The organism is Streptomyces sp. Edi2 (genome assembly GCF_040253635.1).
In the GTDB taxonomy this organism is placed as follows: Bacteria; Actinomycetota; Actinomycetes; order Streptomycetales; family Streptomycetaceae; genus Streptomyces.
The window spans coordinates 5,987,377-6,013,469 of sequence record NZ_JBEJGX010000003.1 but is presented as its reverse complement, the minus strand read 5'-3'; the positions used below and the strand labels follow the sequence as shown (position 1 = coordinate 6,013,469).

Genomic DNA, 26,093 nt, shown 5'->3' with positions numbered 1-26,093 from the left:
CTCCACCGGTCGGCCGTGCCACCATCTTCCGGACGGTGACTGGTGATACGAGATCAAGAAGAGACAGCCGAGCAGCAGGGTGCGGCGCCTCCACGGGAGGCGGGCACCCCTGAGGCACTGGCCGTCGACGCCGCAGGCACCGCGCCCGGACCGGCCGCACCGACCGAGCGGCCGAAGCGGCAGCAGGCGGCGCCACAGGGGACGCACCAACGGAGGCCGGGCACGGCTTCCGCTACCGAAAAGGCGAGCACGATCGAGAAGGCCGAACGACCCGGGGCGTCCGAGAGGCCGGAAGAGCCCAAGGAGCCCGAGCCAACCGAGCGGGACGAGGAGAAGAGCGAGGAGGAGCGGAACGGCAAGGAGCCCGAGCAGGGACAGGACGGACCGGCCGCGCGCGAGCGGCGCGAGGAGCCGGAGGCCGGCACGCCCCTGGGCAAGCCCCAGCCGGCTCCCCCCACGGCTCCGGACAGGCCCCACGCCGCTCCGGACAAGCCCCACACGGGCTCGCACCGTTCCGACCTGAGCTCCGACGAGTACGGCGAGTTCCACGTCGACCGGGTCTCCGGCGACGAACCGCTGCTGCCCGCCCGGGTGCACCGCCCCGCCGACCTGCTGCGCCTGCTGCTCGGCATCGCCGGGATCGCCCTCGTCCTGGGGCTCGCCACCTTCGCCCACGGCACCACCCAGGGCCTGGCACGGGACATCGGCACCGGCGCGAAGGCGGCGCCCCCGCTGCTGATCAACCTGGCGGGGCTGACCTCCAGCGTCGCGGTGCTGATCGTGCCGGTGGCGTTCGCCGTGGAGCGGCTGATCAAGCGCGACGGGCTGCGGATCGCGGACGGGGTGCTGGCCGCCGTCCTCGCCCACGGGGTGTCGCTGGCCGCCGATCTGTGGGTGGCCGATGCCGCGCCCGTCTCCATCCGGGACGCGCTGACCCAGCCCCTGGAGAACGGTTCGCTCTCCGCTCCGGTGCACAGCTATCTGGCCCCGGTGATCGCCTATATGACGGCGGTGGGCATGTCCCGGCGGCCGCGCTGGCGGGTCGCGATGTGGTGCGTGCTGCTGCTGGACGCGTTCGCGGTGCTGGTCGGGCGGTACACCACCCCGTTCGCGATCATCACGACCGTGCTGATCGGGTGGACCGTCGCCTACGGCACCCTCTACGCGGTCGGCTCCCCCAATGTCCGCCCCACCGGCCAGAACCTGCTCGCGGGACTGCGCCGGGTCGGCTTCCACCCGGTCTCGGCGCTGCGTGCGGAGGACGCCGGCACCACCGACCACTGGGACCACCCCGACCGCGGCCGCCGCTACCTCGTCACGCTGGAGGACGGGCCGCCGATCGATGTCACCGTCGTCGACCGCGAGCAGCAGGCGCACGGCTTCTTCTACCGCGTGTGGCGCCGGCTCTCGCTGCGCGGCATCAACCAGCGCCGCAGTCTGCAGTCGCTGCGCCAGGCGCTGGAGCAAGAGGCGCTGCTGGCGTACGCGGCCATCGCGGCCGGCGCCCACGCCCCCAAGCTGATCGCCACCTCCGAGCTCGGCCCGGACGCGGTGATGCTGGTCTACGAGCACATCGGCGGCCGCACCTTCGACTCGCTGGCCGACGAGGAGATCACCGACGCGCTGATGCACAGCGCATGGCGGCAGGTCGAGGCGCTGCAGTCGCGGCGCATCGCGCACCGGCGGCTGGTCGGGGACGCGCTGCTGATGGATCGTTCCGGCACCATCGTCCTGACCGAGCTGCGCGGCGGCGAGATCGCGGCCGGTGATCTCGTGCTGCGGATGGACATCGCCCAGTTGCTGGCCACCTGCGGTCTGCGGGTGGGTGCCGAGCGCGCGGTGGCCGCGGCCGTCGAGGTGCTGGGCCCGGACGCGGTCGCCGACAGCCTGCCGCTGCTGCAGCCGATCGCGCTGAGCCGCACCACCCGCGCGACGCTGCGCCAGCTCGCCCGTGAGCGCGCCAAGCGGGAGCGCGAGGCGGTGCTGGAGGCCTCCCAGGCCGCCAAGGAGGCACGGGAGTCACGAGAGGCGGAGGGCCCCAAGGACCGCAAGACGATGCGGGCCGAGCGGCATGCGGAGAAGACCGCCGAGAAGCGGGCCCTGGACGATGCCTCGGAGGAGGCCCGCGAGGAGGACCTGCTCGCCCAGATCCGCCGGCAGGTGCTGCTGATCCGTCCGACGGCGGTGATCGAACCCGCGAAGCTGGAACGGCTCAGCCCGCGCATCCTGATCACCTGGATCGCCGGCGCCTTCGCCGTGTACCTCCTGCTGTCCCAGCTCACCAACTTCAACCTCGGCGACATGGTCAACAAGGCCCGCTGGGAGTGGGTGCTGGTCGCGATGCTCTTCTCGGGGCTGACGTATATCGCGGCGGCGATGAGCCTGCTGGGGTTCGTCACGGAGCGGGTGTCGTTCGTCCGGACGGTGATCGCGCAGATCGCGGGCAACTTCGTGAAGCTGGTGGCGCCGGCCGCGATCGGCGGAGTGGCGCTCAACACCCGCTTCCTGCAGCGCGCCGGGGTCCGGCCCGGGCTGGCGGTGGCGAGCGTCGGCGCGTCCCAGCTGTTCGGTCTGGGCAGCCATGTCCTGCTGCTGCTGGTCTTCGGCTACCTGACCGGCACCCAGGAGCAGACCCCGACGATCTCGCCGTCCCGTACGGTCATCGCCGGACTGCTGACCGTGGCCGTACTGGTCCTGATCGTCACGGCGGTGCCGGCGCTGCGGAAGTTCGTCTCGACCCGGGTGCGGTCGCTGTTCGCGGGGGTGGTCCCGCGGATGCTGGACATCCTGCAGCGGCCCGGGAAGCTGGTCACCGGCATCGGCGGGATGCTGCTGCTGACGGCGGCGAACGTGATGTGCCTGGACGCCTCGATCCGCGCGTTCGGCGGCGGCGACACGATCAGCTACGCGAGCATCGCGGTGGCCTTCCTGGCCGGTAACGCGCTGGGCTCGGCCGCGCCGACGCCGGGCGGTGTGGGTGCCGTCGAGGGCGCGCTGATCGGTGCGCTGACGGTCTCCGGGCTCGCCGCCGATACGTCGTTCCCGGCGGTGCTGCTGTTCCGCCTGATGGTCTTCTGGCTGCCGGTGCTGCCGGGCTGGGTGGCCTTCAACTACCTCACCCACAAGGGCGAGATCTGAGCGGAAGCCGCCGCCGCGCCGGACGGGAAACCCCGCCCGTACGTGCGGCGCACCGCGCAAAGGCGCCGGTCCGTGCGGTACGGACCGGCGCCTTTGCGCAGGACTCACGGGCCTCGGTGGAGGCCCCGGCCGGTGCAGGCCGTGGGTCTGGTCAGTAGACCGGCTTCTCCGGCTCGACGGTGTTGACCCAGCCGATGACGCCGCCGCCGACGTGCACGGCGTCGGCGAAGCCCGCGGACTTCAGTACGGCCAGGACCTCGGCGGAGCGGACACCCGTCTTGCAGTGCAGAACGATCTTCCGGTCCTGCGGCAGGTCCTGGAGGGCGGTGCCCATCAGGAACTCGTTCTTGGGGATCAGCTTGGCGCCGGGGATCGAGACGATCTCGAACTCGTTCGGCTCGCGGACGTCGATGATCTCGATCTTCTCGTCGCCGTCGATCCACTCCTTGAGCTGCCGGGGAGTGATCGTCGAGCCGGCCGCCGCCTCCTGGGCCTCCTCGGACACGACGCCGCAGAAGGCCTCGTAGTCGATGAGCTCGGTGACGGTCGGGTTCTCACCGCAGATGGCGCAGTCGGGGTCCTTGCGGACCTTGACCTGGCGGTAGGTCATCTCCAGTGCGTCGTAGATCATCAGCCGGCCGACGAGCGGGTCGCCGATGCCGGCGAGCAGCTTGATGGCCTCGTTGACCTGGATCGAGCCGATGGAGGCGCACAGCACACCGAGGACGCCGCCCTCGGCGCAGGAGGGCACCATGCCCGGCGGCGGGGGCTCCGGGTACAGGCAGCGGTAGCAGGGGCCGTGCTCGCTCCAGAACACCGAGGCCTGGCCGTCGAAGCGGTAGATCGAGCCCCAGACGTACGGCTTGTTCAGCAGCACGCAGGCGTCGTTGACCAGGTAGCGGGTGGCGAAGTTGTCGGTGCCGTCCACGATCAGGTCGTACTGGGCGAAGAGCTCCATGACGTTGGTGGAGTCAAGGCGCTCTTGGTGCAGATTGACCGTGACGTACGGGTTGATGCCCAGGACGGTGTCCTTCGCGGACTCCGCCTTGGAGCGGCCGATGTCCGCCTGGCTGTGGATGATCTGGCGCTGCAGGTTCGACTCGTCGACCTCGTCGAACTCCACGATGCCGAGCGTGCCCACGCCGGCCGCGGCCAGATACATCAGCGCGGGCGAGCCCAGGCCACCGGCGCCGACACACAGCACCTTGGCGTTCTTCAGCCGCTTCTGCCCGTCCATCCCGACATCCGGGATGATCAGGTGGCGGGAGTACCTGCGGACCTCATCGACGGTGAGCTCGGAAGCGGGCTCGACCAGGGGTGGCAGCGACACGGGAACTCCGTTGGTCGGTCTAGATGGGGTTCCCCCCGCCCGAGCGGAGCCGAGAGTGGGGGAGCTTGCTCTCCCCGCAACACTGCCACGCCCTTCTTCATTCCGAGACACCTGTTCCGATGCGCGAGACGAATCCGTCCCAGTAACCGGGCAGTGACGCCCAGGCGTCTCCGGGAGACACCCCTGGCGCCGCCCCGGCGGCCCGGCGGCCGGTCAGATACGGCAGGCGGCCTCCATCCAGATGTCGGCCAGGGACTCCTCCAGCCCGATCCGCGGACGCCAGCCGAGCCGGTCACGGGCGGTGCGGACATCCGCCTGCTGCCAGGTGCCGCAGCCGTCCGGGTAGGGGTAGGTGGCGGGCGGCGAGCCGACCGGGTGCTCGGGGGACGGGCCGGGGATGACCAGCCGGGCCGGCGGGGAGTCGATCTCGTGCAGCGCGCCGCCGAAGCCGGCGACCCGGGCGAGCACGGACGCGGCCTCGCGCAGCCGTACGGCCCGGCCGGTCCCGATGTTGACGACGCCCTGCGCGGCGGACAGCGAGGCGGCGTGCACCGCCCGCGCGACATCGCGGACGTCGACGAAGTCCCGCTGTACGCCGAGCCCGCCGAGCTTGAGTTCGTTGTCGCCGGACTGCATGGCGCGGCGCATCGCCTCGGCGAGCCGGCCCAGCGGTGAACCGGCGGGGGTGCCGGGGCCGACCGGCGAGAAGATCCGCAGCACGACGGCGTCGAGGCCGGAGCCCAGGACCAGTTCGGTGGCGGCCAGTTTGCTGACGCCGTACGGCCCCCCGGGGCGCGGCACCGCGTCCTCGGCGGTGGAGGAGCCGGGCTGGGAAGGCCCGTACTCGGACGCGCAGCCCAGGTGGACGAGCCGGGCGCCGCAGCTGCTGCGGCGCAGCGACTCACAGATGGTGGCGACCGCGACGGTGTTGTGCCGGGTCAGTTCGCGGGCGCCGCCGCGGGTGGCCCCCGCGCAGTTGACGACGACACCGGGGTGGACCGCGTCGAGGAAGCGGGTGAGCGCACCGGGGCTGCCGGTGGCCAGGTCGAAGCGGACGTCGGCGTCGTCGCCCCGCCCGAGGGCGGTGAGCTGGACGGCGGGGTCGGCGAGCAGGCAGTCGGCGACATAACGGCCCAGGTAGCCGTTGGCACCGATGAGCAGCACCCTCATCGTGCGACCCCCCGGTGCGCGTGGCGTGTGGTCGGCTGGACGTTCATATGTCGTGCTCCTAAGGCGGATCGAGGGAAGTACGTCGGCTTCCGCGGAGTCGGCCTCCGCCCCGGGGGCGGGGGGCAGGTGGGGGGTGAGGTCCGCGGGTCAGGGGTCGAAGCGGCCGTTTCGGGGTGCCGCTCCGGGGGTGGTGCGTGGTGGGGGTGCCCGTGTGGGGGAACGGGGAGTCCGGGGAGGGGGAATCCGAGGGCGGGGAGTCCGGAGGCAGGGAGTCCGAGGGCAGGGGGCCGGGGGCCAGGGGGCCAGCCGGGGTGCGTGCGGAGGGTCACGGCCGGTGCGCCTCCGCCGGGCCGGAGGGGGCCGGCCAGTGCGCGCAGGCGCCGGTGAGCGCCCGCAGGCCGTAGAAGAGGAGCCCGGCGGCGGCGGCCGTGCAGGCCACGGCGGGTACGGCGGCCGGTCCCACGGCGGTGGTGAGCGCTTCGACCGGTACGTCGAGCGGGGGCAGGCCGGGGAGCCGGGCGATGAGCACCAGGGACAGCGCGAGGGCTTCCAGCGCGGCGGCCGAGGCCAGGCCCGTCGCGGCCGCGCGGGGGAAGCCGTGCACGGCCAGCAGCCGGGCGAGGAAGAGCAGCACCCCCAGGGCGGCCGCCGCGGCCAGTGCCGTCGGGCCGTCGCTCCCGAAGGCCGCGTCCGCGCCGAGGAGCAGGGCCACCAGCGCGCCCAGGAAGAGCAGGGTGGCGGCGAGCAGCAGCGGCCGGACACGGGCGGCGAGTTCTCCGAGGCCGCGGCTGGCGGCCAGCCCGCGCCGCCCGCGCGCCGCGAACCAGTGGGCGCAGCCGGCCGCGGGTGCGAGGGCGAAGGCCAGGGCCACGGCGGTGGCGACGGCGGCCCGGGGCATGGCGTCGGGCAGGTCGGGGCCGCCCGCCAGCAGCTGTCCGAGCAGCCAGTCGCCGTAGACCGCGTATCCGGCCGTCCAGCAGACCCACAGGCCGGCGGTCCAGGATCCGGCGCCCCGGTGGCGCAGTCGCAGCGGCCCGGACCGGACGGCCAGCCGGACGGCGAGGGCGACCAGCACACCGCCCGCCGCGCCGACGCAGGTGCGTACGGCGGGAGTCGCCGCACCGGCCGAGGCGAGGGCGGCGACCGCCGCGACGCAGACGGCGCCGGGCAGCAGCTGCAGCGCCCCGCGCACGGCGTGCGAGCCCCGCGCGGGGGCGGAGACGGGAGCGGGCGGGCGGGGCTGCCCGTCCGGCCCGGCGTCCGGCGCGTCGGCGCGGGGCACCCGGGCGTAGAGCTCTTCGGCCAGCGAGAAGACGTCGCGGTGCCGGAAGCGAGCGGCCGTCCGGTCGGTGACGCCGTGCGCCTCCAGGCCGGCGGCGATCTCCAGCGCGTCGACGGCACGCGCGCACAGCTCCTGGTGGCGGTGCATCAGGGACCGTACGGGGTCGGCGGGGCCGCGGCGCGGCGGGCGGGCGGTGGTCTCCTTGGCCGGCGGCGGGGTTCGGGTGGCGTTCCCCTCCGCCATGGCGGCCGCGGGGCGGGCGGCGTCCCCGTCCGCCATGGCCGGCGCGGCGCGAGTGGCGCCGGGGTCGGGAGTGGTCACAGCCTGTCCCCTCTCCCCCGGGCCGCCGCCGCACAGCCGTCCGTGCGGGGGCCGGGGTGCGGCATACGCCGCCGGGTGGGGCGGCCGCGGCCGCCGGGGACGGTGTGGTCGGCGTACACCGGGCGGCCGGGACGGCGGTCGCGCCGGAGCCTGTACCCGAGCCCGGGCCGGCTCCCGCCGTGCGCCACATCCGTCATGCCCGTCACCAGTGCCACGCCCACCAGGCCCATCGCACACATCACGTCCAGCACAGCCGTCACCCTCACCACTGCCCTCTCTCTTTCGCTCTCTCCTCCGCGCCGGTCACGCCTGTCCGATCGCCGGCCGCTCCCCATCTCACCGACCGTCTCGCCCCTCGGACGCCGGTCGCTCCCCCGCCCTCCGCCACTCCCCCGCCTTCCGCGCCTCCGCCGGCCTCCGCGCCTCCACCGGCCGGCACCGGCAGCACGGCGGTCCGCTCCTGTGCGGGGACGGCCCAGCTGGGCGTACGGCCCGCGGGCACGGCAGCCGAGGTGGCTGACACGGCGTCCCGGGCAGCGGGGACGGCGTCCCGGGCGCCGGGCGCGGCGGCGCGGGTGGCGGCACCGGTCGCGGCCCAGCGGCCGGGGACATGGGACTCGGCGGGACGGGCGAAGGGCTGCGGGACGCCCCGGGCGTCCCGCGCACGGCAGGCGGCCGGGAGGGCCGGGGCATGGGAGATCAACTCCAGGTAGATGCCACGAAATGCCGCGACATTCTGCTCGACGGTGAACAGCTCCAGCGCCCGCGCCCGGGCCGCCGCACCCAGCCTGGCCCTGCGGTCCGGGTCGCCGAGCAGCGTGGTGCAGGCCTCCGCAAGGGCGCGGGGGTTACGGGGCGGCACCACCAGACCGGTGCCCCCGATGACCTCACAGACCGCACCGGCATCGGTCGACACCGTGGCGCGGCCGCAGAACATCGCCTCCACCAGGGAGCGCGGAAAACCCTCGATGACACTGGAGAGCACCACCACGGCGCCGGAGGCGTAGGCGTCCGCCAGGTCCGGCACCTCGGGGCTGCCGATCTCCTCGAAGCTGACCGGGTTCTCGCCGACGCTGCGGGAGTCGGCCGCCTCGTCGGGGAAGAGCTGGGCGGCCAGCGCCTGGCACTGCGCGAGATATCCGGGCGCCTGCGGGTCGCGGCCGACGCCGCCGACGATCCGCAAGGTGGCCTCCGGTTCGGCCCTGCGGATCTCGGCGAAGGCGTGCAGCAGCCCGATGAGGTCCTTGGCGGGCTCGATGCTGCCGACCCACACCAGCGTCTTGGAGTCGTCCGCGCCGGCGTCCGCGACCGCGGCGAAGGGGGCGGCGTCCATGCCCGGGTAGACCGTGCGCAGCCGGGCGCGGTCGGCGCCGCAGCGCTCCTGCCAGCGCCGGGCGTGGGTGTTGCCGGGGGTGATCAGCGCGGCCTGCGCATAGGTCTCGGCGGCCAGTGCGCCCTGGAAAGCGGCGAGCAGCGCGCGCACCGGCGCACTCAGTGGTGCGGAGGCGCGCGCGAGATAGTGCTCGCGCAGCCGTACGCCGTACTCGGTGACCAGGAGCGGGGTGGCGAAAAAGTGCTTGGCCAGCAGCCCGGGGAGGGCGGCCGCGCCACCGGAGGTGGCATGGCAGAGGTCCACACCGCCGAGCCCGGGAGTGTGCCGGTCGCCGTACCAGTCCAGGGACAGCGGCCGCAGCGCTCGGGCGAGCCCGGCGGTGACGGCCAGCAGATCGTTGACCTGTGCGCCCGGCGCGGCGGGCAGCGCGCGGGGCCCGTGACAGGCGGCTTCCAGGAGGCGTACGGCGTCCTCGGAGTGCAGCAGCGCGGGCAGTCCCCGGTGCTCGCGGGCGAGTTCGGCGAGCCCGTAGAGACCGCCGGCGAAACGGTCCGCTTTACTGGTCACCACCTCATCGGGGGTACCGCCGGGGACGGCGGGCGGATACCCGGCCGGCGCTCCCCCGTGGGCGGCGCCCCGGGCGGGGACCACCGGGGTGGCCGGCTCGCCTCCTGGAGGCGCCGTGGCAAAGGCCGCCACGAGATCGCCGAAGCACTCGGCGAAGCGGCGGCGCTCGCGCCGTCCGGGGGTGCGGCCCCTGCGCGGTTCGCCGGCCCGGCGGCGCCCGGCGGGAAAGCCGTCCTCCAGGGGCGCACTGCGTACCAGCCGTACGTGGCGCGGCAGTTCGGGCCGTGGCGGCGCGTCCCGGCGGGGCTCGGCGCTCAGGGCGTAGACCTCGAAGTCATGGCCGGTGAGCCCGCGCACGAGCCGGTCGCACCACGCATGCGACTCACCGGACGCATACGGGTAACCACCTTCGGTGAGCAGTCCAATGCGCACGGGTGCACCCCCGTCCTCCCATATCAGCCATATCGACGTCCCTGGCGTGCCGGCGGCACGGCCGCCACCTGCGGGAAGAAGCTATGCAAAGGGCCGGTGGCGCGATGGACGGTTGTCCATCGCGCCACCGGAAGGGGTGAACGCACGTAACTTTCCGCCCCAAAGGGCGTTTCGACGCGCTATGCGAGGGTCACGGGCCACCGCCCGTGGCGCCCGCCGTTGCGCCGCCCGCTCACTTCTGGGTGGGGAACGGCCAGGAGTTGGGCCGGCAGGTCACCCCGTCCGTCGTCAGGAACTTCGTCTGCTGCATCATCACCGGGGCCAGTGCGCCCTGCCGGGAGCAGACCTCGTGGTTGTGCCCGAGGCGGTGGCCGACCTCGTGATTGATCAGCATCTGGCGGTAGGCGAACATCTTGTCCTGGCCATAGGTCTTGGCGCCCTGTGCCCAGCGGTAGGCGTTGATCATCACGCGGTCGGTCGCCGCCGAGTCACACGAGACATTTCCCTCGCTGGTGTCGAGACCGGACTTGGCGCACCACGCCGCCGTGGTCCCCGGGCTCGCCAGCGTGATCACGAAGTCGGCGTTCCCGGATGCCACCCGCTGGAAGGTCCGCTGCCCGCCGTGCGCCCAACTGCGCTCATCGTTGAGGGTCTTGTGCACCGCCTCGGCGAAGAGCTTGCCGTCCAGCGGCAGCCCCTCCTCGATATCAACGCGGTAGCGCATCACCTTGCCGTGGCCCGGCGCCTTGGCGTCGCCGCCGGTCGGCCTGAACTTGCCGCTGCCGGCCAGACGCGCGTCCAGCGGGAAGACCTGCGCCATCTGCTCGTCATAACTGGCAGGCTTGGCGTCCTGGGTGGGCCGGGAACGCGACCTGGAGGCTTCGTCGCCGACCCCGTCGGTACGGTCGTTGCCGCTGCGCGTCTGGGGGTCGCCGCCCTCCTTGTGCTGTTCGGCGACCTGGCCCGCGATGACGACGGCGAGGACGGTGGTCACCGCCGCGGCCGCCGCACCGGTGAACGTCCGGCCCATGCCGCCCTTCTTGCTGCCGTGCCGCGACTCCTCGCCCGCGAATCCTTCGGCCGGGTCCCGGTCGGCCGGGTCGCCCGGCTCGCCGCCGTCCGCGCCGGATGCGGTCCGCGGGTACGGCACGTCGGCCTCGTCGCGGTCGAAGGCCCCCGACCGCCCCGGGAAGCGGCCGCCCGAAGGCATGCCGTCCCCGCCGGCCCCGTGCACTCCGGCCGCCGGCCCCGCCGTCCGGGGCGCACCGGCCCGGAACACATCGTCGTCCGGGTCGTCCGCGCCGCCCCGGCCCCCCGGGAACGACCTGGCGTCGAAGGCATCCACGTAGTCGCGCCGCGGCCCCGGGCCGGTGCCCGGCGGGGCGACCAGCGGGGCACCGGGCGCCTCCGCCCGCGGGCGGGGAATCCTCGGCGCACCCTGACCGGAGGCCACCGGGGAGGACGGCGCTCCGGGGAACGCGCCCCAGCCACCGCCCGGCTCGTGCTGTTCGGGGTGTCCGCCGCGCACCGCATCGCCGCCGAACGGCTCGCGTCTGCGGCGTCCGGAGCCCTGCCCGGAGCCGGGCGCACCGTCTCCCGGAGGGGTGTTGCCGGGCGGACCTGCCGTCTCCGGGCTTTCCGCAACGGTCTCCGGCCGGCCTCGGCGGCTATGGCGTCCCACGGGGCGTGTCAGCTCCTGCCCGCATCAGCGGTCACATCGGTCACTTCACTGTCGAGCAGTTCGCGGACGGCCCGCGCCACTGTCTCCGGGTATTCCATCATCGCCACATGCCCCGCCTCCGGCAGCGTCAGCAGTCGCGAACCGCGGAACGCCGCGGCCGCCCGCCGCGCCATCCGGTAGGAGACCAGGCGGTCGCGTCCACCGTAGACGAGAAGGGTGGGGGCGAGAACTCTCTCTGCCTGACGCCACAAATTATGCTGTCCGCCCAGCGTGTAGGCGTTCACCAGACCACGGGCCGAGCGCTGCATCACCTCCCAGAAATACGGGAGTTCCAGCCGTCGCGCATACTCCTCGGCCGCGGCGTTGAACCCTTCCGGGCTGACCCGGCCGGGGTCGCCGTAACAGAGCGCCAGCACCTCGCGGGTGCGGCGCTCGGGCGTCCAGTCATGGGTGAGCCGGCCGAAGAGCCCGACGATACCGGGGACGGCCAGCAGCGCCGTGGGCACCGCGGTCAGCTGCGGCGGCACTTCGGGCAGCGCCGGGGAGACCAGCGTCAGGGTGCGGACGAGGTCGGGCCGCACCGCCGCCACCCGGGTCGACACGGCACCGCCCATGGAGTTGCCGATGAGGTGGACGGGGCCGCGCCCGGCCGCGTCGAGGTGGCGGATGACCGCCCGGGCCTGCGCGGAGACGGAGTAGTTGCCGTCGTGGGGCGGCGGCGAGTGGCCGAAGCCGGGCAGGTCGACCGCCTCGCCGTCCACCCGGTCGGCGAGCAGCGGCATCAGGTCCGACCAGTTCTGCGAGGAGCCGCCGAGGCCGTGGACGTAGAGCGCGGGCTCGCGCTCCTCCGCGGCGCCACCGCCCGCGGCCTCCTCCGCTCGCTCGTCTCCCTCGTCGCCGTGCGCGGGCGGCCCGGCGGGTGCCCGTACGGTCAGCGTCAGGCCCGGCAGGGTCACGGTGCGCACCGTCTCCGCCCCGCCGTGCCGGCCGGGGCCGGCCGGTGGCACCGGGAAAGCGGCGGTCGCGGTGTCCGGCGACTCGGTCGAAGACATGGGAACGATGTTACGAGACGATCACGCCCCCGATCGTGTGTCCGCGGTCACACACCGCATCGCGCTGCCGCGGCCACTCTCCTACGCTCGTAGGCGAGGGCAGCCGCCCCGGCCCCTGCTTTCATGCCAAAGGCACCAGCCGACGAACGAGCACGCGGGAAAGAGGAGCCACCATGCGCGTCGACCCGACAGACCCGGAGACCTTCACGGACGAGAGCGACGCCACCGATATCGACGTCGAAGCCCCCGAAGCGGACACCGCCGAGCAGTACGCCGATCTCGCACCGCAGCGGGACGAGCCGCTGACCGCCCACGATCCGGACGAGGCGAACGAGGCGGATCTCGCCGAACAGGCCCGCGTCGTGGAGCTCAACGAAGACGAATACCGATGACCCGGGAGGTTTTGTCGGCTTCCGCGAGGGGTGCCGGGCAGAAATTCTCGGCCTCGACCGCGCACAGCCGGGTTACCCAAAAGTACGATGGCGGGCGCGGTGCACCACCTTGCACGGACCGCGTACGGAACAACTTCTGGGAGGCAGCGTGAGCGCCATCGAGCAGACCGAGGCGACGCGCCCGCGGGGCACACGCCTGCCACGACGGGCCCGGCGCAATCAGCTTCTGGGCGCCGCCCAGGAGGTTTTCGTCGCACAGGGCTACCACGCGGCCGCGATGGACGACATCGCCGAGCGGGCGGGCGTCAGCAAGCCCGTGCTCTACCAGCACTTCCCGGGCAAGCTGGATCTCTACCTCGCCCTGCTGGACCAGCACTGCGAGGCCCTGCTGCAGTCGGTGCGCACGGCGCTGGCGTCGACGACCGACAACAAGCAGCGGGTCGCCGCCACCATGGACGCCTACTTCGCCTACGTGGAGGACCCGGGCGGCGCCTTCCGACTGGTGTTCGAGTCGGACCTCACCAATGAACCGGCGGTCCGCGAGCGCGTGGACAAGGTGTCGCTGGAGTGCGCCGAGGCCATAAGCGCGGTGATCGCCGAGGACACCGGCCTGTCGCGGGACGAGTCGATGCTGCTCGCCGTGGGCCTGGGCGGCGTCTCCCAGGTCGTGGCCCGGTACTGGCTGTCCTCGGAGAGCAAGGTGCCGCGGGACACCGCGGTGCAGCTGCTGACCTCGCTCGCGTGGAAGGGCATCGCCGGCTTCCCGCTGCACGGCAGCGACACGCACTGACCGTGTTCGCTGCAGGCGTGGTCCAGGGCGTCCTGCGCGTCCCCGGACCGGGCTAATGTGTGCTGCGTACGGCGCGATGACCGCGCATCCTCCCCCAGCTGACGCTGGGGATCCCCGGACCGTCGGAGGGACAAAAGCCGTGGAGGTCAAGATCGGCGTGCAGCACGCACCCCGCGAGATCGTTCTGGAGAGCGGGCAGTCTGCCGAAGAGGTCGAGAGCGCGGTGTCCGACGCGCTGGGCGGCAAGTCACAGCTGCTGAGCCTGGTGGACGACCACGGTCGCAAGGTCCTGGTCCCGGCGGACCGGCTGGCCTATGTGGAGATCGGCGAGCCCACCGCCCGCAAGGTCGGTTTCGGCGCGCTCTGAGCAGGGGGCGCCCGATGCGGCGCCCGCAGGTGACAAGGGCGGCGGCCCGGAGATCTCACTCCGGGCCGCCGCCCTTTTCCTGCCGCCTTCCGCGCGCCGGCCCGTCGCGTCTCACCGGTTCCCCCCGGTTCTCCCGGACCTCGCCCGATCGCCCCGGTTCTCCGCGGATCTTGCCGGATCGCCCCGGTTTCACCGCGCTGTTCCCCCGCCCGTTTCCGGCCCCTGCCCGCCGCCTTTCCGCAGATCAGGCCGTTCGAGTCGGTCCGGCTGGGCTGATCAGGCACGGGACCTGCGCAGGGAGGGTTGCTGCCGGTGCCCCCTGGGTACGACCGCCTGTGACCGATTTGTTCAGCTGATCGGCACCGTCACACGGGAGGGAACAGCATGATCTGGGAAGCGCTCGGCGCCGTGCTCATCGGCTTCGCCACCGCCCTGTCCGCCACGCGATGGCTGCCCGACCGTTTCCCCGCACGCGCCCTCACCCTGGCGACCGGCCCGGTCGCGGCGCTGCTCGGCGCGCTGCTGACCCGCTCGATCCTCGGCCCGGGCCACCCCGTCCAGGTGATGGTGGCCGCGATCGCCGTGGGCGCGGCCCTGCTGTCGGTCGTGGCGCGCCCGCCGCGCCGGCGCTTTCGGCGGCCGGCCACCCCCTTGAAGGGGCACCGGACGGCCTGAACCGCCCGGCGCGCCCCTCGCGGGTCAGGCCGCGAGGCCCAGCGCCGCCATCCGCTTGGTGTGCGCCTCGGTGATCCGCGAGAACATCCGGCCCACCTCGGCCAGGTCGAAGCCGTCGGCCACCCCGCCCACCAGCATCGTGGAGAGCGCATCGCGGTCCGCGACGACCCGCTGCGCCTGCGACAGCGCCTCGCCCATCAGCCGGCGGGCCCACAGCGCGAGACGGCCGCCGACCCGCGGCTCGGCCTCGATGGCCGCGCGCACCTTCTCCACGGCGAAGGTGGCGTGCCCGGTGTCGTCGAGTACGGCCAGCACCAGATCGCGGGTGTCGGAGTCCAGCCGGGCCGCGACCTCGCGGTAGAAGTCACTGGCGATCGAGTCGCCGACGTAGGCCTTGACCAGGCCCTCCAGCCAGTCCGACGGCGCGGTCTGGCGGTGGAACTCGTCCAGCGCGGCGGCGAACGGCTCCATCGCCTCGTTCGGCTCCGCCTCGATCTGCGCAAGCCGCTTCCGCAGCCGCTCGAAGTGGTGGAACTCGGCCGAGGCCATCTTGGCCAGCTCGGCCTTGTCGTCCATCGTCGGCGCGAGCTTGGCGTCCTCCGCCAGGCGCTCGAAGGCGGACAGCTCGCCATAGGCGAGCGCGCCGAGCAGATCGATCACGGCGGCCCGGTACTGGGGCTCGGTGGATGCCTGCGCCCAGTCCTGGGCGGCGATCCCGGTGTGTGTGCGCGCGTCAGCGGCGGCGTTGTCAGGCGTTCCCATGACCGGCACAATAGCCCGCTCGGCCGTCCGGGGAAGGCCCTGGTCAGCCACTCCGGTTCCCCCGTACGAACGGCGGTCGTGGCCGGTGTCCCGGTGCCGCGCCGGGCCGTGATGTATTCCTCACTCATACAAGCCTTCGGATGAGCGCGCCGTATCCGGGGTACAGTGGTATTTGGACCTGCCGAGTATCGGTGGGTCGTTCCACGAAGCGGATGCCCGGTCGGTGGCCCGATCGGCTCCAAACCGACCGCCCTCTGACGCGGCGCGTAGCAGACATACGCACGGCAAGAGGGAGACCGCTCGCGGCAGGAGTGCCTGAGCGTTGGCAGTGGTCCCGCCCCACCGGCCGCATCATCAGGCCGGCCCCGTACGAACTCGTACGAAGGTGCGGTACGACCCCCTTCGCCGCCTCACGCCGCGTCTCACAGAAGAGGCAAGATTCTGTCTACATTTCGAGACCTCGGCATTTTCCCCGAGACGGCCGAGGCCCTGGAAGCCGTCGGCATCATTTCCCCCTTTCCCATCCAGGAGCTGACGCTCCCCGTCGCCCTCTCCGGCAACGACGTGATCGGCCAGGCCAAGACCGGCACGGGCAAGACCCTGGGCTTCGGCCTGCCGCTCCTGGAGCGCGTCACGGTCCCCGCCGACGTCGAGGCCGGCCGCGCCAAGCCCGAGCAGCTGACCGAGGCGCCGCAGGCCCTGGTGGTCGTGCCCACCCGTGAGCTGTGCCAGCAGGTCACCAACGACCTGCTCACCGCAGGCAAGGTGCGCAATGTCCGCGTCCTGGCGATCTACGGCGGCCGGGCCTACGAGCCGCAGGTCGAGGCGCTGAAGAAGGGCGTCGACGTCATCGTCGGCACGCCCGGCCGGCTGCTCGACCTCGCCGGTCAGCGCAAGCTCGACCTCTCCCAGGTCAAGAGCCTGGTGCTGGACGAGGCCGACGAAATGCTCGACCTGGGCTTCCTGCCCGACGTCGAGAAGATCATCCAGCTGCTGCCGGCCAAGCGCCAGACGATGCTGTTCTCCGCGACCATGCCCGGCCAGGTCATCTCCCTGGCCCGCCGCTACATGTCGCAGCCCACGCACATCCGCGCCACCGCGCCGGACGACGAGGGCCAGACCGTCCGCAACACCGCCCAGCACGTCTTCCGGGCCCACTCCATGGACAAGCCGGAGATGGTCGCCCGCATCCTGCAGGCCGAGGGCCGGGGCCTGGCGATGGTGTTCTGCCGTACGAAGCGGACCGCCGCCGATATCGCCGACCAGCTCGCGCGCCGTGGCTTCGCCTCCGGCGCGGTGCACGGCGACCTCGGCCAGGGCGCCCGTGAGCAGGCGCTGCGCGCCTTCCGTAACGGCAAGGTCGATGTCCTGGTCTGCACCGACGTCGCCGCCCGCGGTATCGACGTCGAGGGCGTGACGCACGTCATCAACTACCAGTCGCCCGAGGAGGAGAAGACCTACCTGCACCGCATCGGCCGTACGGGCCGCGCGGGCGCCAAGGGCACCGCGGTCACCCTCGTCGACTGGGACGACATCCCCCGCTGGAAGCTGATCAACAAGGCGCTGGACCTGGCGTTCGACGAGCCGGAGGAGACCTACTCCACCTCGCCGCACCTGTACGAGCAGCTGAACATCCCCGCGGGTACCAAGGGCGTGCTGCCGCGCGACGAGCGCACCCGCGCCGGGCTGGCAGCGGAAGAGGTCGAGGACCTGGGCGAGACCGGCGGCCGCGGCCGTGGTCCCCGTAAGGGCGCCGTCGTCGAGGAGGAGCGCCCCCAGCGCACCCGTACACCGCGGCAGCGCCGCCGTACCCGTGGCGGTACGTCGCTGGACGGGGCGGCCGCCGCCGAGGCGCAGGCGACCGCGTCCCCTGCCGTCGCCGAGGGCACCGAAGGTGCGGAGACCGCCGGGCCGCGCCAGCCGCGCCGGCGTCGCCGGACCCGCGGCAGCCAGGCCTCGGGCGCAGCGGCCGTCCCGGCTCCGGCCACCGAGGCCGGGGGCGCCCCTGCCAAGGCGACCCAGGCTGAGCCCAAGGTGACCCAGGCCGCTCCCAAGGCAGCCCAGGCTGCCCCCAAGGTGACCCAGGCTGCCCCCGTGGCGGCCGAGGCTCCGGCGGAGCCCGTGAAGCCGCGCCGCCGCCGGGCCCGCCCCGTCCGTCCGGAGGACAGCGGGAGCTTCCAGACCGTGGAGACCGCGGCGAGCGCGCTCGCGGCGGCGAAGGGCGCGGCGGTCATCGCCGAGTCCGCGGCCGTGGCCGAGCCCGCCGAGGCGCCGGCCAAGCCGCGCCGCCGGACCCGCAGCACCGCCAAGGCCGCCGCGGCGACGGCACCGGCCGCGGTGACGGAGACCGTCACGGACACCGCGGACGCCGCGGTGGAGGCTCCCGCCAAGCCGAAGCGGACCCGCAAGGCAGCCCCCAAGGCCGCCGAGGTCGTGGCGGACACGGCCGAGGCCGCCGTGGAGGCGCCCGCCAAGCCCAAGCGGACCCGCAAGGCCGCGGCCAAGCCGGCCGCCGAGAGCGCCGCCGACACCGCCGAGGCCGCACCCGCCGAGGACGCCCCGGTCAAGCCCAAGCGCACCCGGAAGGCCGCGGCCACCGCCAAGGCCGTGGCGGACGCACCCGCCGCCGAGGACGCCCCGGCCAAGCCCAAGCGGACCCGCAAGGCCGCGGCCAAGCCGGCCGCGGAGGCGACGGAGACCACCGAGGCCAAGCCGGTGCGCCGCCGCACCCGCGCCAAGGCGCCCGCCGCCGAGGCCACGCCCGAGAGCTGAGCCTCCCCCGGCTGACGCCGGGATCCCGGCGCGACGACCCGGCGCCCGCACTGTGCGGGCGCCGGGTCGTCGGCGTCCCCGGCCCGGTTTTCCGCCCGGCCCGGATAACCTCACTCCATGAGCAGGCCGCCCACCCTCACACTGCCCGCGTGCGCCCGTGCGTACCGACTCGACACCGAGCGCGGCGCGTTCGCCGTGCACGACGCCCGGCCCGAGGCCGCGCCGATCGGGACCGCCCTGCTGGTGCCGGGATTCACCGGCAGCAAGGAGGACTTCATCGCCCTGCTGGCTCCGCTCGCCGCGGCCGGGTTCCGGGCGGTCGCCGTGGACGGGCGCGGGCAGCACGAATCCTCCGGCCCCCGCGATGAACGGGCGTACGCGCAAAGGGAGTTGGCGCTCGATGTGCTGGCCCAGGCGCGGGCCCTGCGGGAGCCGGACGGCGGTCCTGTGCATCTGCTGGGGCACTCGTTGGGCGGGCTGGTCACCCGGGCCGCCGTACTGCTCGACGCGGCCCCGTTCCGCTCGCTGACCGTGCTCTGCTCCGGGCCCGCCGCCATCGAGGCGTCCCAGCAGGCCCGGGTGCGGATGCTGATCGAGGCGCTGGGCACGCTCGACATGGAGAGCGTCTGGCGGGCGATGCGCGAGCTGGACCCTCCGGAGGCGGCGGACGCGTCGACGCCGCCGGAGATCGGCGCGTTCCTGTATCGCCGTTGGCTGAACACCGTTCCCGAGCAGCTGATCGCGACCGGCCGTCAGATGCTGGCGGAGCCCGACCGGGTGGCGGAGCTGGCCCGTACGGGGCTTGCCACGCATGTCGTCTCCGGCGCCGTCGACTACGCCTGGCCGGTGCCGTCGATGGATGCGATGGCCGAGCGGCTGTCCGCCCGGCGCACCGTCATCGAGGGCGCCGAACACTCCCCCAACGCCGAACGGCCGCAGAAGACGGCCGAGGCGCTCGCCGGGTTCTGGAGCGGTGTGGGCTGAGCGCCGCCCGGCCGTCGGGTATCGCCGCCGCCCGTGTGGACCGAGCGGACGGCGTCGCCAGGACAGCACGGGGTGGTTCGGCGAGCATCGAGGCAGGCGGGCCCCCACCGGCGCCCGGCCGGCACCGCTTCGCACGAAGGGCCCGACCATGACCGAGAATCCGTCGACTCCCCCGGCCGGCGCCGAGGACGACCCCCACGGCATCGCGCTCACCCGGACCTTCGACGTCCGCCGTGAGCTGGTCTTCGAGGCGTGGACGACGCCGGAGCACTTTGCGTACTGGTTCGGTGGGGAGCTGGCGGTGCCGGTCGAGCGGATGACGATGGACGCCCGGCCCGGCGGGGTCTGGACGCTGGTCATGCGCACGCCGGACGGCGGTGAGCTGCCGTTCTCCGGGGTCTACCGCGAGGTCGCCGCCCCGGAACGGCTGGAGTTCACCCTCAAGGACGCGGCCGCACCGAGCTCCGAGGGCGAGATCGTCCGGGTCACCCTGACCGATCTCGGTGACCGTACGGAGATGGCCTTCCGCCAGCTCGGCGGCAACCTCACCTCCGAGCAGTACCGCCAGGCGGAGGCGGGCTGGACGGGCTTCTTCGACCGCCTCACCGAGCTGCTGGCGAGGGCCTGAGCGGCCGGCACGGCCTGCGGGCCGCGGCGCAGCGGGGAGTGCCCCGGCAGGGCCCGCTGCCGGCGCCGGTGACGAGCCTGGTCCGGGCCTAGTACTGCCCCTGGACGTGGTCCCAGAAGCCGTCGCGCAGGACCCGCCGCAGATCGGCATGGCTGCGCAGGGAGTGCCGCAGCAGCGCCTCCGCGGCGGTCAGGAGTTCCTGGTCGACGGCGCCGGGCAGATACGGGTGGCCCGGCAGCAGCCCGGCCACCCATTCGCGGCCGCGTTCCGAGAGCCACTGCGCGGCGACCTGCGCGCCGACGAAGCGGACCTCCGCACGGCTGGGCGCGGGCCCCTCGCCCGTCATCTGGTCGCCGCACTCGACGCCGATCCGCCGGGTGACGTACGGCTTGCAGAACTCCAGGTCGAAGGTGCGCGCGCTGTCGACCTCCCACAGCAGCGGCTCGGCCTGATTGCGGCCGCCCGAGGCCTCGATGCCCCACAGATGCACCCGTGCGCCATAGCCCTGCGCCGCCTCCACCGCGGAGACCAGGTCCTCGTCGCCGCCGATGAGCACCGCGTCGCTGATCGCGCGGTGCCGGGCCAGCGACTCCAGGTCGGAGCGGATCAGGGAGTCGACGCCCTTCTGCTGGTTGTTGGCGTTGAGGTTGCCGAGCCTGATCTTCACATCGGGCAGCTCGGCGATCCGCTGCTGCTCCTGGGTGTGGATCCGGCGGCGGGCACCGTCGTACCAGTAGACGCGCAGCAGCCGGCTGTCCGGGAAGATCATCCGGGCCTTGTCGATAAAGGCCTCGATGATCCCTTCGGCGTCGAGATCGAACGCCTTGCGGTCCTCCGTGCCGGTGACCAGCCGTCCCGCCGCGGCGTAGACATAGCCCGCGTCCACGAAGGCCGCATGGGTGGACGGGGTGGTGGAGACCTCCGCGAGCACCCGGGTGAGCAGCTCGTTCGTGCGCTCGATCCCGGCGGCGAGCGCGGTGAGGTCGGTGTGGCCCGTGGGCTGGACGTCGTTCATACCGGACCCATTCTCCGGGCGGCCGCTCCGCGGGCACAAGCGCGCCGAAGCCTCGTACTTAGGCCGTCGAAATTTTTCTTTAGCGTAGGGAATGATTGCACTGGGCAGGTCGTTATACGTGGACGGAGCGCCCGGCAGCGACGCCGGGCCGCTCGTATACCCAAGAGTTCTCCGCAGGAGGATCAGACGAAGGGAGAAGCCGTATGCGCTTCGAGATCATGCGCCTGGACGATGTCGACGGTGTCGCCGTGGACAGCACCGTCGTGGACGCCGCCTCCGTCAACCGGATCGTGCAGCAGGCCGCCGCAACGGGCCAGCGCATCTACATCCGCCCGGCCGGCACCGCCGCCCGCTAACACCCGCTCCGCCGCCCGACGGCGCGAGCACGCCGCCGGCCGAGCCCGCGCACGGCCGCAACCGCACGAGCGCCCCCGTATGACGACTGACAGCTCAGTACGCCGTACGGGGGCGCTGCGGTGTCCGCGGCCGGCCCCCGGGCCCCGGGAAGGGCCTCAGGCTCCCTGGATCACCTGCAGCACGCCATTGATGATCTGCTGCACCGCCAGCGCGGAGAGCATCATGCCCGCCAGCCGCGTCACCAGGACCACTCCGCCGTCCTTGATCACGCGGATGATCACCAGCGAGAACCGCATCACGAGGTAGAGCACCACATGGATCGCCGCGATCGCCGTCCAGACGGAGAGCTGGGCGGCGAAACCGTGCGCGTGCTGCACCGCGAGGATCACCGAGACGATCGCGCCCGGCCCGGCCAGCAGCGGCATGCCCAGCGGCACCAGCGCCACATTGACGTCCTTGGTCTGGGTCGGCTCCTCCGACTTCCCGGTCAGCAGATCCAGCGCGACCAGCAGGAGCAGCAGCCCGCCCGCGATCATCAGCGCGGGCGTCGAGATGTGCAGCCGCCCCAGGATCTGCCGGCCGAAGAGGCCGAAGACGGCGATGACGCAGAACGCGACGGTGGCCGCCTGCCAGGCCATCCGGCGCTGCACCTTGGCGGGCCGGCCGGAGGTCAGGCCCAGGAAGATCGGGGTGATACCCGGCGGATCCATGATCACGAAGAGGGTGACGAAGAGCGTACTGAAGACAGCGATGTCGAACACGGTGAAGGCCTTGCGAGAGGTGGTACGGGACGAGCGCTCACGGGCGGCGCGCGGGCGCGGATCCGTAAGGCAGCCAAGGAAGGAAGAAGGGAGGACAGGAAGGAGAGAAGGGGTGGTGGCGGGCGGGCAACGGCGGGCGCAGGGCGGTATCCGCACCGCTCGGCGGCACCGGGCAGGTGCCGGTGGCGTCCCGGGCTACGGGGCGTGCGCGGCGGCCGCCGGGCCGCGGCGGGCTCAGCCGCCCGTGCCGGGAACGGGGAAGGCGCCGGTCGCGCGGCGCACGATCTCGCCGTAGATCTCGGGGTCGGTGGTGTATTCGCCGAGGCGGCAGGTCTTGCGGCTGCCGTGGTAGTCGCTGGAACCGGTGGTCAGCAGGCCGAGGTCGGCGGCCAGGCCGCGCAGCCGCGCGCGGGTCGGCTCGTCGTGGTCCATGTGGTCGACCTCGATGCCGTCGAGGCCGGCCGCGGCGAGTTCGGCGATCGCGCTCTCCGGTACGCAGGAGCCGCGCTTGACGGCCAGCGGGTGCGCGAAGACGGTGACCCCGCCGGCGGCCTTGACCAGCCGGATCGCGTCGAACGGGTCGAACTCGTGCTTCTCCACGTACGCCCGCCCGTCGTTGGCCAGCCACTCGGAGGTGAAGGCGTCCGAGACGGAGCCGACCACGCCCAGCTCGACGAGGGCGGTGGCGATGTGCGGCCGTCCCACGGCGCCGTCGCCGGCGATCCGGGCGACCTGCTCCCAGGTGACCGGCACACCGAGCTCCCGCAGCTTGGCGACCATCCCCTGGGCCCGCGGCACCCGGTCGTCCCGCACCAGCTCGCGCTCGCGGGCGAGCTCCGGCTCGTCGGGGTCGAAGAGGTAGGCGAGCATATGGAGACTCACCCCGTCGAGCCGGCAGGAGAGTTCGGCGCCGGTGACCAGCGTCAGCCCCGCGGGCAGTGCGGCCCGCGCATCGGCGTGCCCGCCGACGGTGTCGTGGTCGGTCAGCGCGACGACGTCCAGCCCCGCGGCCGCGGCGCCGTGCACCAGCTCCGCGGGGGTGTCCGTCCCGTCGGACGCCGTGGAGTGGGTGTGCAGATCGATGCGCACGACGCGGACTCCAGACTGCTGCGGGGCGGATTCGGGACAGATACGGGACGGGACCCGGCAGGAGGCCGGGTGACGGTACACCGCAGGGGACCCCAGAAGGATACCGGGCGGCCGGGAGCGCCCAAGGCCCTCCGGACGGTGAGGGAGGCCACCCCGGCGCCCACGTCACCGGCGTCCGCATCTTCGACGGCCGTGGCTCCGGCGGCCCGCATCTTCGACGGCAGTGGCTCCGGCGGCCCCTCTCCGGCAGCCATGCCTGGGACAGCCGTGCCTTCGGCGACCACATCTCCGTCTCCGGATCTCCGTCTCCGGCGGCCGCCCCTCAGCCCAGAATCCGCGGCGAGATGGCCCCGCACGGCAGCAGGTCCACCTCGGCGCCCGCCTCGCGCAGATCGGTCAGCACCAGCTCGTCGTAGAGCAGCAGCCCCGACTGCTCGGGCCAGGCGATCGCCCAGAGCCACAGCCCGCGCGCCTCGCCCGCGAAGACCGCACGGTCCGCAGGCGCACCGTCGACGTGCCACAGGGCGGTCGGGCGGCCGGCGGCGAGCACCTTGGCATGCGGCGGCTTGTCCACGCACATATGGGGGCCGGGGTCGGGACCGTCGATACCGGCGTAGCGCGAGCCGAGGCCGACGCCCAGCTCCTCGGCGATCAGCAGCAGTTCGCCGGGGCCGCCGAGCGGTCCGGGGCCCGTGCAGGCCACCGCGGTCGCGCGGCCGCCGCTGCGGTCGTCACCGGCGCAGGCCACGCCGGTGAACAGCCAGCCGACCGGCAGCGGCCAGGGCATCCACACGGGCACCTGCGCGCGGTGCACGACAACGCCGAGCGCTTCGACGCTCGGCGGGACGACGGGCTGGAGTGGGTGCACGGTGCCGTGCAGCGCGCACTGCCAGGTGTCGGAGAAGAGACCGGGCGCCCGCACCCGGCCTCCGCACTTCGGGCAACTGGGTTCGCCCCTCATAGCCCTCCACGGTCCTCCTGGCCCGCCGCCGCGTCAAGGACGATCACCCCACCGGTGTGCCCCGAATCACGTACGCCGCCGCGTATTTGGCCACTTCCCGGCCGCGCGCCCCGTCCGGCCGGGAAAGTAGTTGCCACTTGCACTCTTTAGCGTACCTAACTTATTGTGTGTAAACATCAACGATCTCGGCGGTCCGGCGAGACCACGGGGATCAGGGGTACGCAACCGGCAACGGGAAGGAGATCCGCAGCATGAGCGGCACGAAGGGCAGCAGCCACGGCAGCGGCGCGGACGATCCGCTCGACGAGGGCGGCACGTCCCTCCTCCGCCAGCCGAAGGCCGTATGGGCCACGGCGGGCGCCTCGGTCGTGGCCTTCATGGGCATCGGCCTCGTCGACCCGATCCTCCCCTCGATCGCGCGGGGCCTGCACGCCACCAACAGCCAGGTCTCCCTCCTCTTCACCTCCTACTTCCTGATCACCGCCGTCGCGATGCTCGTCACCGGCTTCGTCTCCAGCCGCATCGGCGGCCGCAAGACGCTGCTGGCCGGTCTGGCGCTGGTGGTGGTCTTCGCCGCGCTCTCCGGCATGTCGGGGTCGGTCGGCGAGCTCGTCGGCTTCCGGGCCGGCTGGGGCCTGGGCAACGCCCTGTTCGTCTCGACGTCGCTGGCGGTCATCGTGGGCGCGGCGGCCGGGGGTTCCGCGGCGGCGATCCTGCTCTACGAGTCCGCGCTCGGCCTCGGCATGGCCTGCGGCCCGCTGCTCGGCGCGATCCTCGGCGATATGAAGTGGCGCTACCCGTTCTTCGGCACCGCCGCCCTGATGGCCATCGGCTTCCTCGCCATCACGGCCTTCCTCAAGGAGCAGCCGAAGCCGGCGGCCAGGACCTCGCTCCTCGACCCGCTCAAGGCGCTCGGCCACGGCGGCCTGGCCGCCACCGCCGTGGCCGCGTTCTTCTACAACTACGCGTTCTTCACGGTGCTGGCCTTCACCCCGTTCGTGCTGGACATGTCGCCGTACAAGTCCGGTGGGGTCTTCTTCGCCTGGGGAGTGCTGCTCGCGGTGTTCTCGGTGATCGTGGCACCCCGGCTGCAGCACCGCTTCGGCTCGCTGAAGGTGCTGGGCGGCTCACTGCTGCTGCTCGCGGCCGACCTGATCGTCCTGGGCTACGGCGACCACACCACCGCCATCGCCTGCACGGTCCTCTCCGGCGCCTTCATCGGTCTGAACAACACCGTCTTCACGGAGCTGGCCCTGGGCGTCTCGGACGCGCCGCGCCCCGTGGCGAGCGCCGGCTACAACTTCGTCCGGTGGTTCGCGGCGGCGGCCGCACCGTTCCTCGCGCCCAAGATCGAGGAGTGGACCGATATCCACCTCCCCTTCGTGGTCGCGGCCGGGGCCGCGGTGACCGGCGCCGGCATCGTCGCCGTCCGGCGCCGCGCGCTGACCACCGAGGCCGGGGCGCCGGTACCGCGGCACGCCGGACAGGAAGCGGTCGCGGTCTTCGCCGACTGAGGCGGACCGGGCCCCGCGCACACCCTGTGGTCCGCCCGCGTACGGAAACTGACGCCCCGTCCGCCCTCTTCGGAGGGTGGACGGGGCGTGCGTCGTCGTACCGTCGCGCGCGGCTCAGTCGAGCGATACGCCCGCACGCAGCGGGTCACGCAGATCCGTACCGTGCTCCAGCCAGCGCTTCTCCAGGGCCTCGGCGCCGTGCACCCGCTTCCAGGCGGCCTCGTTGGGCGTCATCGGCAACAGCGGCAGAAAGCGGACCGGCTCCCTCGGCTCGTCGAGCGCCAGGTCTTCGACGAGGCCCCCGGGCGAGGCGACCAGAACCGAGGTGAAAGCCGCCCCCGGCCACAGCGGCTCCCCCACGTCCAGCGAGGCCCCGGGAGCCACCACCACCCCCTCGACCTGCGGCGACGCGGCGAGCACGGCGAGCGGCCTGAGCACCTTGTCGCTCTCCACGCGGCCGGCGCGTACGGACAGCAGGAGTTCGGCGCGCGGACCGCGCAGCGGATCGGCCAGCACGGCGGTGGGATCGGCCATGGGCTGCGCGGACATCCCGAGCGTGGCGTATCGCACCACCCCGTTGTCCACGAAGCGGAGGACCTCGATACGGTCGGTGCCGAGGAACGTGACGGCGGCGCGCGCGTCCGGCTCGCCCAGGGTCGTCCGCAACCGGGCCTCGACCAGCTCAAGAACGTCAGACATGCCGTGAGCATAGGCCGGAGC

At 73.2% G+C, this 26,093-nt stretch carries 23 protein-coding genes; 10 read left to right on the top strand and 13 right to left on the bottom strand.

The features are described 5' to 3' along the window. The first annotated feature begins 42 nt into the window (after positions 1–42). Positions 43–3,138, top strand: coding sequence for a lysylphosphatidylglycerol synthase domain-containing protein (locus ABR737_RS29970; RefSeq protein WP_502964403.1), 3,096 nt, complete (start codon positions 43–45; stop codon positions 3,136–3,138). 151 nt (positions 3,139–3,289) lie between these two features. Here the strand turns inward: ABR737_RS29970 and moeZ are convergent, their stop codons facing one another. From moeZ to ABR737_RS29935, 7 genes are all read right to left on the bottom strand, one after another. After that, a complete protein-coding gene (moeZ, locus tag ABR737_RS29965; protein ID WP_350253756.1) occupies positions 3,290–4,468 on the bottom strand; it encodes an adenylyltransferase/sulfurtransferase MoeZ in 1,179 nt (392 codons plus the stop codon). Positions 4,469–4,681: 213 nt separating this feature from the next. Continuing rightward, positions 4,682–5,638, bottom strand: coding sequence for an NAD-dependent epimerase/dehydratase family protein (locus ABR737_RS29960; RefSeq protein ID WP_350253755.1), 957 nt, complete (start codon positions 5,636–5,638; stop codon positions 4,682–4,684). Positions 5,639–5,963: 325 nt separating this feature from the next. Continuing rightward, positions 5,964–7,241, bottom strand: coding sequence for a hypothetical protein (locus tag ABR737_RS29955; RefSeq protein ID WP_350253753.1), 1,278 nt, complete (start codon positions 7,239–7,241; stop codon positions 5,964–5,966). Then, on the bottom strand, positions 7,238–7,507 hold the full coding sequence (locus ABR737_RS29950; protein WP_350253751.1) for a hypothetical protein: 270 nt from the start codon (positions 7,505–7,507) through the stop codon (positions 7,238–7,240). The genes ABR737_RS29955 and ABR737_RS29950 overlap by 4 nt, the downstream gene beginning before the upstream one ends. Beyond that, entirely contained in the window at positions 7,504–9,573 is a 2,070-nt protein-coding gene (locus tag ABR737_RS29945) for a DUF3492 domain-containing protein (RefSeq protein ID WP_350253750.1), read from the bottom strand. Before ABR737_RS29945 ends, ABR737_RS29950 begins: the two co-directional genes overlap by 4 nt. A gap of 232 nt (positions 9,574–9,805) precedes the next feature. Beyond that, a complete protein-coding gene (locus ABR737_RS29940; protein ID WP_502964402.1) occupies positions 9,806–11,254 on the bottom strand; it encodes a DUF3152 domain-containing protein in 1,449 nt (482 codons plus the stop codon). An 8-nt stretch (positions 11,255–11,262) separates the two neighbouring features. After that, entirely contained in the window at positions 11,263–12,306 is a 1,044-nt protein-coding gene (locus tag ABR737_RS29935; RefSeq protein ID WP_350253748.1) for an alpha/beta fold hydrolase, read from the bottom strand. A gap of 173 nt (positions 12,307–12,479) precedes the next feature. Between ABR737_RS29935 and ABR737_RS29930 the strand changes: the two genes are divergently transcribed. The 4 genes from ABR737_RS29930 (at position 12,480) to ABR737_RS29915 (ending at position 14,530) form a co-directional block, all read left to right on the top strand. Then, entirely contained in the window at positions 12,480–12,698 is a 219-nt protein-coding gene (locus ABR737_RS29930) for an Rv3202a family protein (RefSeq protein ID WP_350253746.1), read from the top strand. A 148-nt stretch (positions 12,699–12,846) separates the two neighbouring features. Next, on the top strand, positions 12,847–13,488 hold the full coding sequence (locus ABR737_RS29925; RefSeq protein WP_350253745.1) for a TetR/AcrR family transcriptional regulator: 642 nt from the start codon (positions 12,847–12,849) through the stop codon (positions 13,486–13,488). A 139-nt stretch (positions 13,489–13,627) separates the two neighbouring features. Next, the gene (locus tag ABR737_RS29920) at positions 13,628–13,855 is read left to right on the top strand and encodes a DUF3107 domain-containing protein (RefSeq protein ID WP_129294298.1); all 228 of its coding nucleotides are present in this window, start codon (positions 13,628–13,630) and stop codon (positions 13,853–13,855) included. Between the two features lie 384 nt (positions 13,856–14,239). Then, positions 14,240–14,530 (top strand): hypothetical protein, encoded by a 291-nt coding sequence (locus tag ABR737_RS29915; RefSeq protein ID WP_350253744.1) that lies wholly within the window; start codon positions 14,240–14,242, stop codon positions 14,528–14,530. Positions 14,531–14,554: 24 nt separating this feature from the next. On the opposite strand, the gene ABR737_RS29910 is transcribed toward ABR737_RS29915, so the two are convergent. Beyond that, positions 14,555–15,292, bottom strand: a complete 738-nt coding sequence (locus ABR737_RS29910) for a ferritin-like fold-containing protein (RefSeq protein WP_350253742.1) — start codon at positions 15,290–15,292, stop codon at positions 14,555–14,557. A gap of 564 nt (positions 15,293–15,856) precedes the next feature. Between ABR737_RS29910 and ABR737_RS29905 the strand changes: the two genes are divergently transcribed. The 3 genes from ABR737_RS29905 (at position 15,857) to ABR737_RS29895 (ending at position 19,676) form a co-directional block, all read left to right on the top strand. Next, positions 15,857–18,064 carry a DEAD/DEAH box helicase gene (locus ABR737_RS29905; RefSeq protein WP_350253741.1) on the top strand — a complete coding sequence of 736 codons (2,208 nt, stop codon included), beginning with the start codon at positions 15,857–15,859 and terminating at the stop codon, positions 18,062–18,064. Between the two features lie 117 nt (positions 18,065–18,181). Further along, positions 18,182–19,048 (top strand): alpha/beta fold hydrolase, encoded by an 867-nt coding sequence (locus ABR737_RS29900; protein ID WP_350253739.1) that lies wholly within the window; start codon positions 18,182–18,184, stop codon positions 19,046–19,048. A 148-nt stretch (positions 19,049–19,196) separates the two neighbouring features. Continuing rightward, entirely contained in the window at positions 19,197–19,676 is a 480-nt protein-coding gene (locus tag ABR737_RS29895) for an SRPBCC family protein (RefSeq protein WP_350253737.1), read from the top strand. Between the two features lie 88 nt (positions 19,677–19,764). On the opposite strand, the gene ABR737_RS29890 is transcribed toward ABR737_RS29895, so the two are convergent. Beyond that, positions 19,765–20,691 (bottom strand): NYN domain-containing protein, encoded by a 927-nt coding sequence (locus ABR737_RS29890; RefSeq protein WP_350253735.1) that lies wholly within the window; start codon positions 20,689–20,691, stop codon positions 19,765–19,767. A gap of 203 nt (positions 20,692–20,894) precedes the next feature. Here ABR737_RS29890 and ABR737_RS29885 point away from each other — a divergent pair, with 203 nt between their 5' ends. Next, positions 20,895–21,047, top strand: a complete 153-nt coding sequence (locus ABR737_RS29885) for a DUF8834 family protein (RefSeq protein WP_350253734.1) — start codon at positions 20,895–20,897, stop codon at positions 21,045–21,047. A 156-nt stretch (positions 21,048–21,203) separates the two neighbouring features. Here the strand turns inward: ABR737_RS29885 and ABR737_RS29880 are convergent, their stop codons facing one another. The 3 genes from ABR737_RS29880 to ABR737_RS29870 all read right to left on the bottom strand — a co-directional run bounded on the left by ABR737_RS29880 (position 21,204) and on the right by ABR737_RS29870 (position 23,859). Next, the gene (locus ABR737_RS29880) at positions 21,204–21,809 is read right to left on the bottom strand and encodes a MarC family protein (RefSeq protein WP_129294305.1); all 606 of its coding nucleotides are present in this window, start codon (positions 21,807–21,809) and stop codon (positions 21,204–21,206) included. Positions 21,810–22,043: 234 nt separating this feature from the next. Further along, positions 22,044–22,898 carry a PHP domain-containing protein gene (locus tag ABR737_RS29875; RefSeq protein ID WP_350253732.1) on the bottom strand — a complete coding sequence of 285 codons (855 nt, stop codon included), beginning with the start codon at positions 22,896–22,898 and terminating at the stop codon, positions 22,044–22,046. A gap of 322 nt (positions 22,899–23,220) precedes the next feature. Beyond that, entirely contained in the window at positions 23,221–23,859 is a 639-nt protein-coding gene (locus ABR737_RS29870) for a DUF6758 family protein (RefSeq protein ID WP_350253730.1), read from the bottom strand. A gap of 251 nt (positions 23,860–24,110) precedes the next feature. Between ABR737_RS29870 and ABR737_RS29865 the strand changes: the two genes are divergently transcribed. Continuing rightward, on the top strand, positions 24,111–25,373 hold the full coding sequence (locus ABR737_RS29865; RefSeq protein WP_350253729.1) for an MFS transporter: 1,263 nt from the start codon (positions 24,111–24,113) through the stop codon (positions 25,371–25,373). A gap of 114 nt (positions 25,374–25,487) precedes the next feature. On the opposite strand, the gene ABR737_RS29860 is transcribed toward ABR737_RS29865, so the two are convergent. Further along, positions 25,488–26,072 carry a suppressor of fused domain protein gene (locus ABR737_RS29860; RefSeq protein WP_350253727.1) on the bottom strand — a complete coding sequence of 195 codons (585 nt, stop codon included), beginning with the start codon at positions 26,070–26,072 and terminating at the stop codon, positions 25,488–25,490. Positions 26,073–26,093 lie beyond the last annotated feature (21 nt).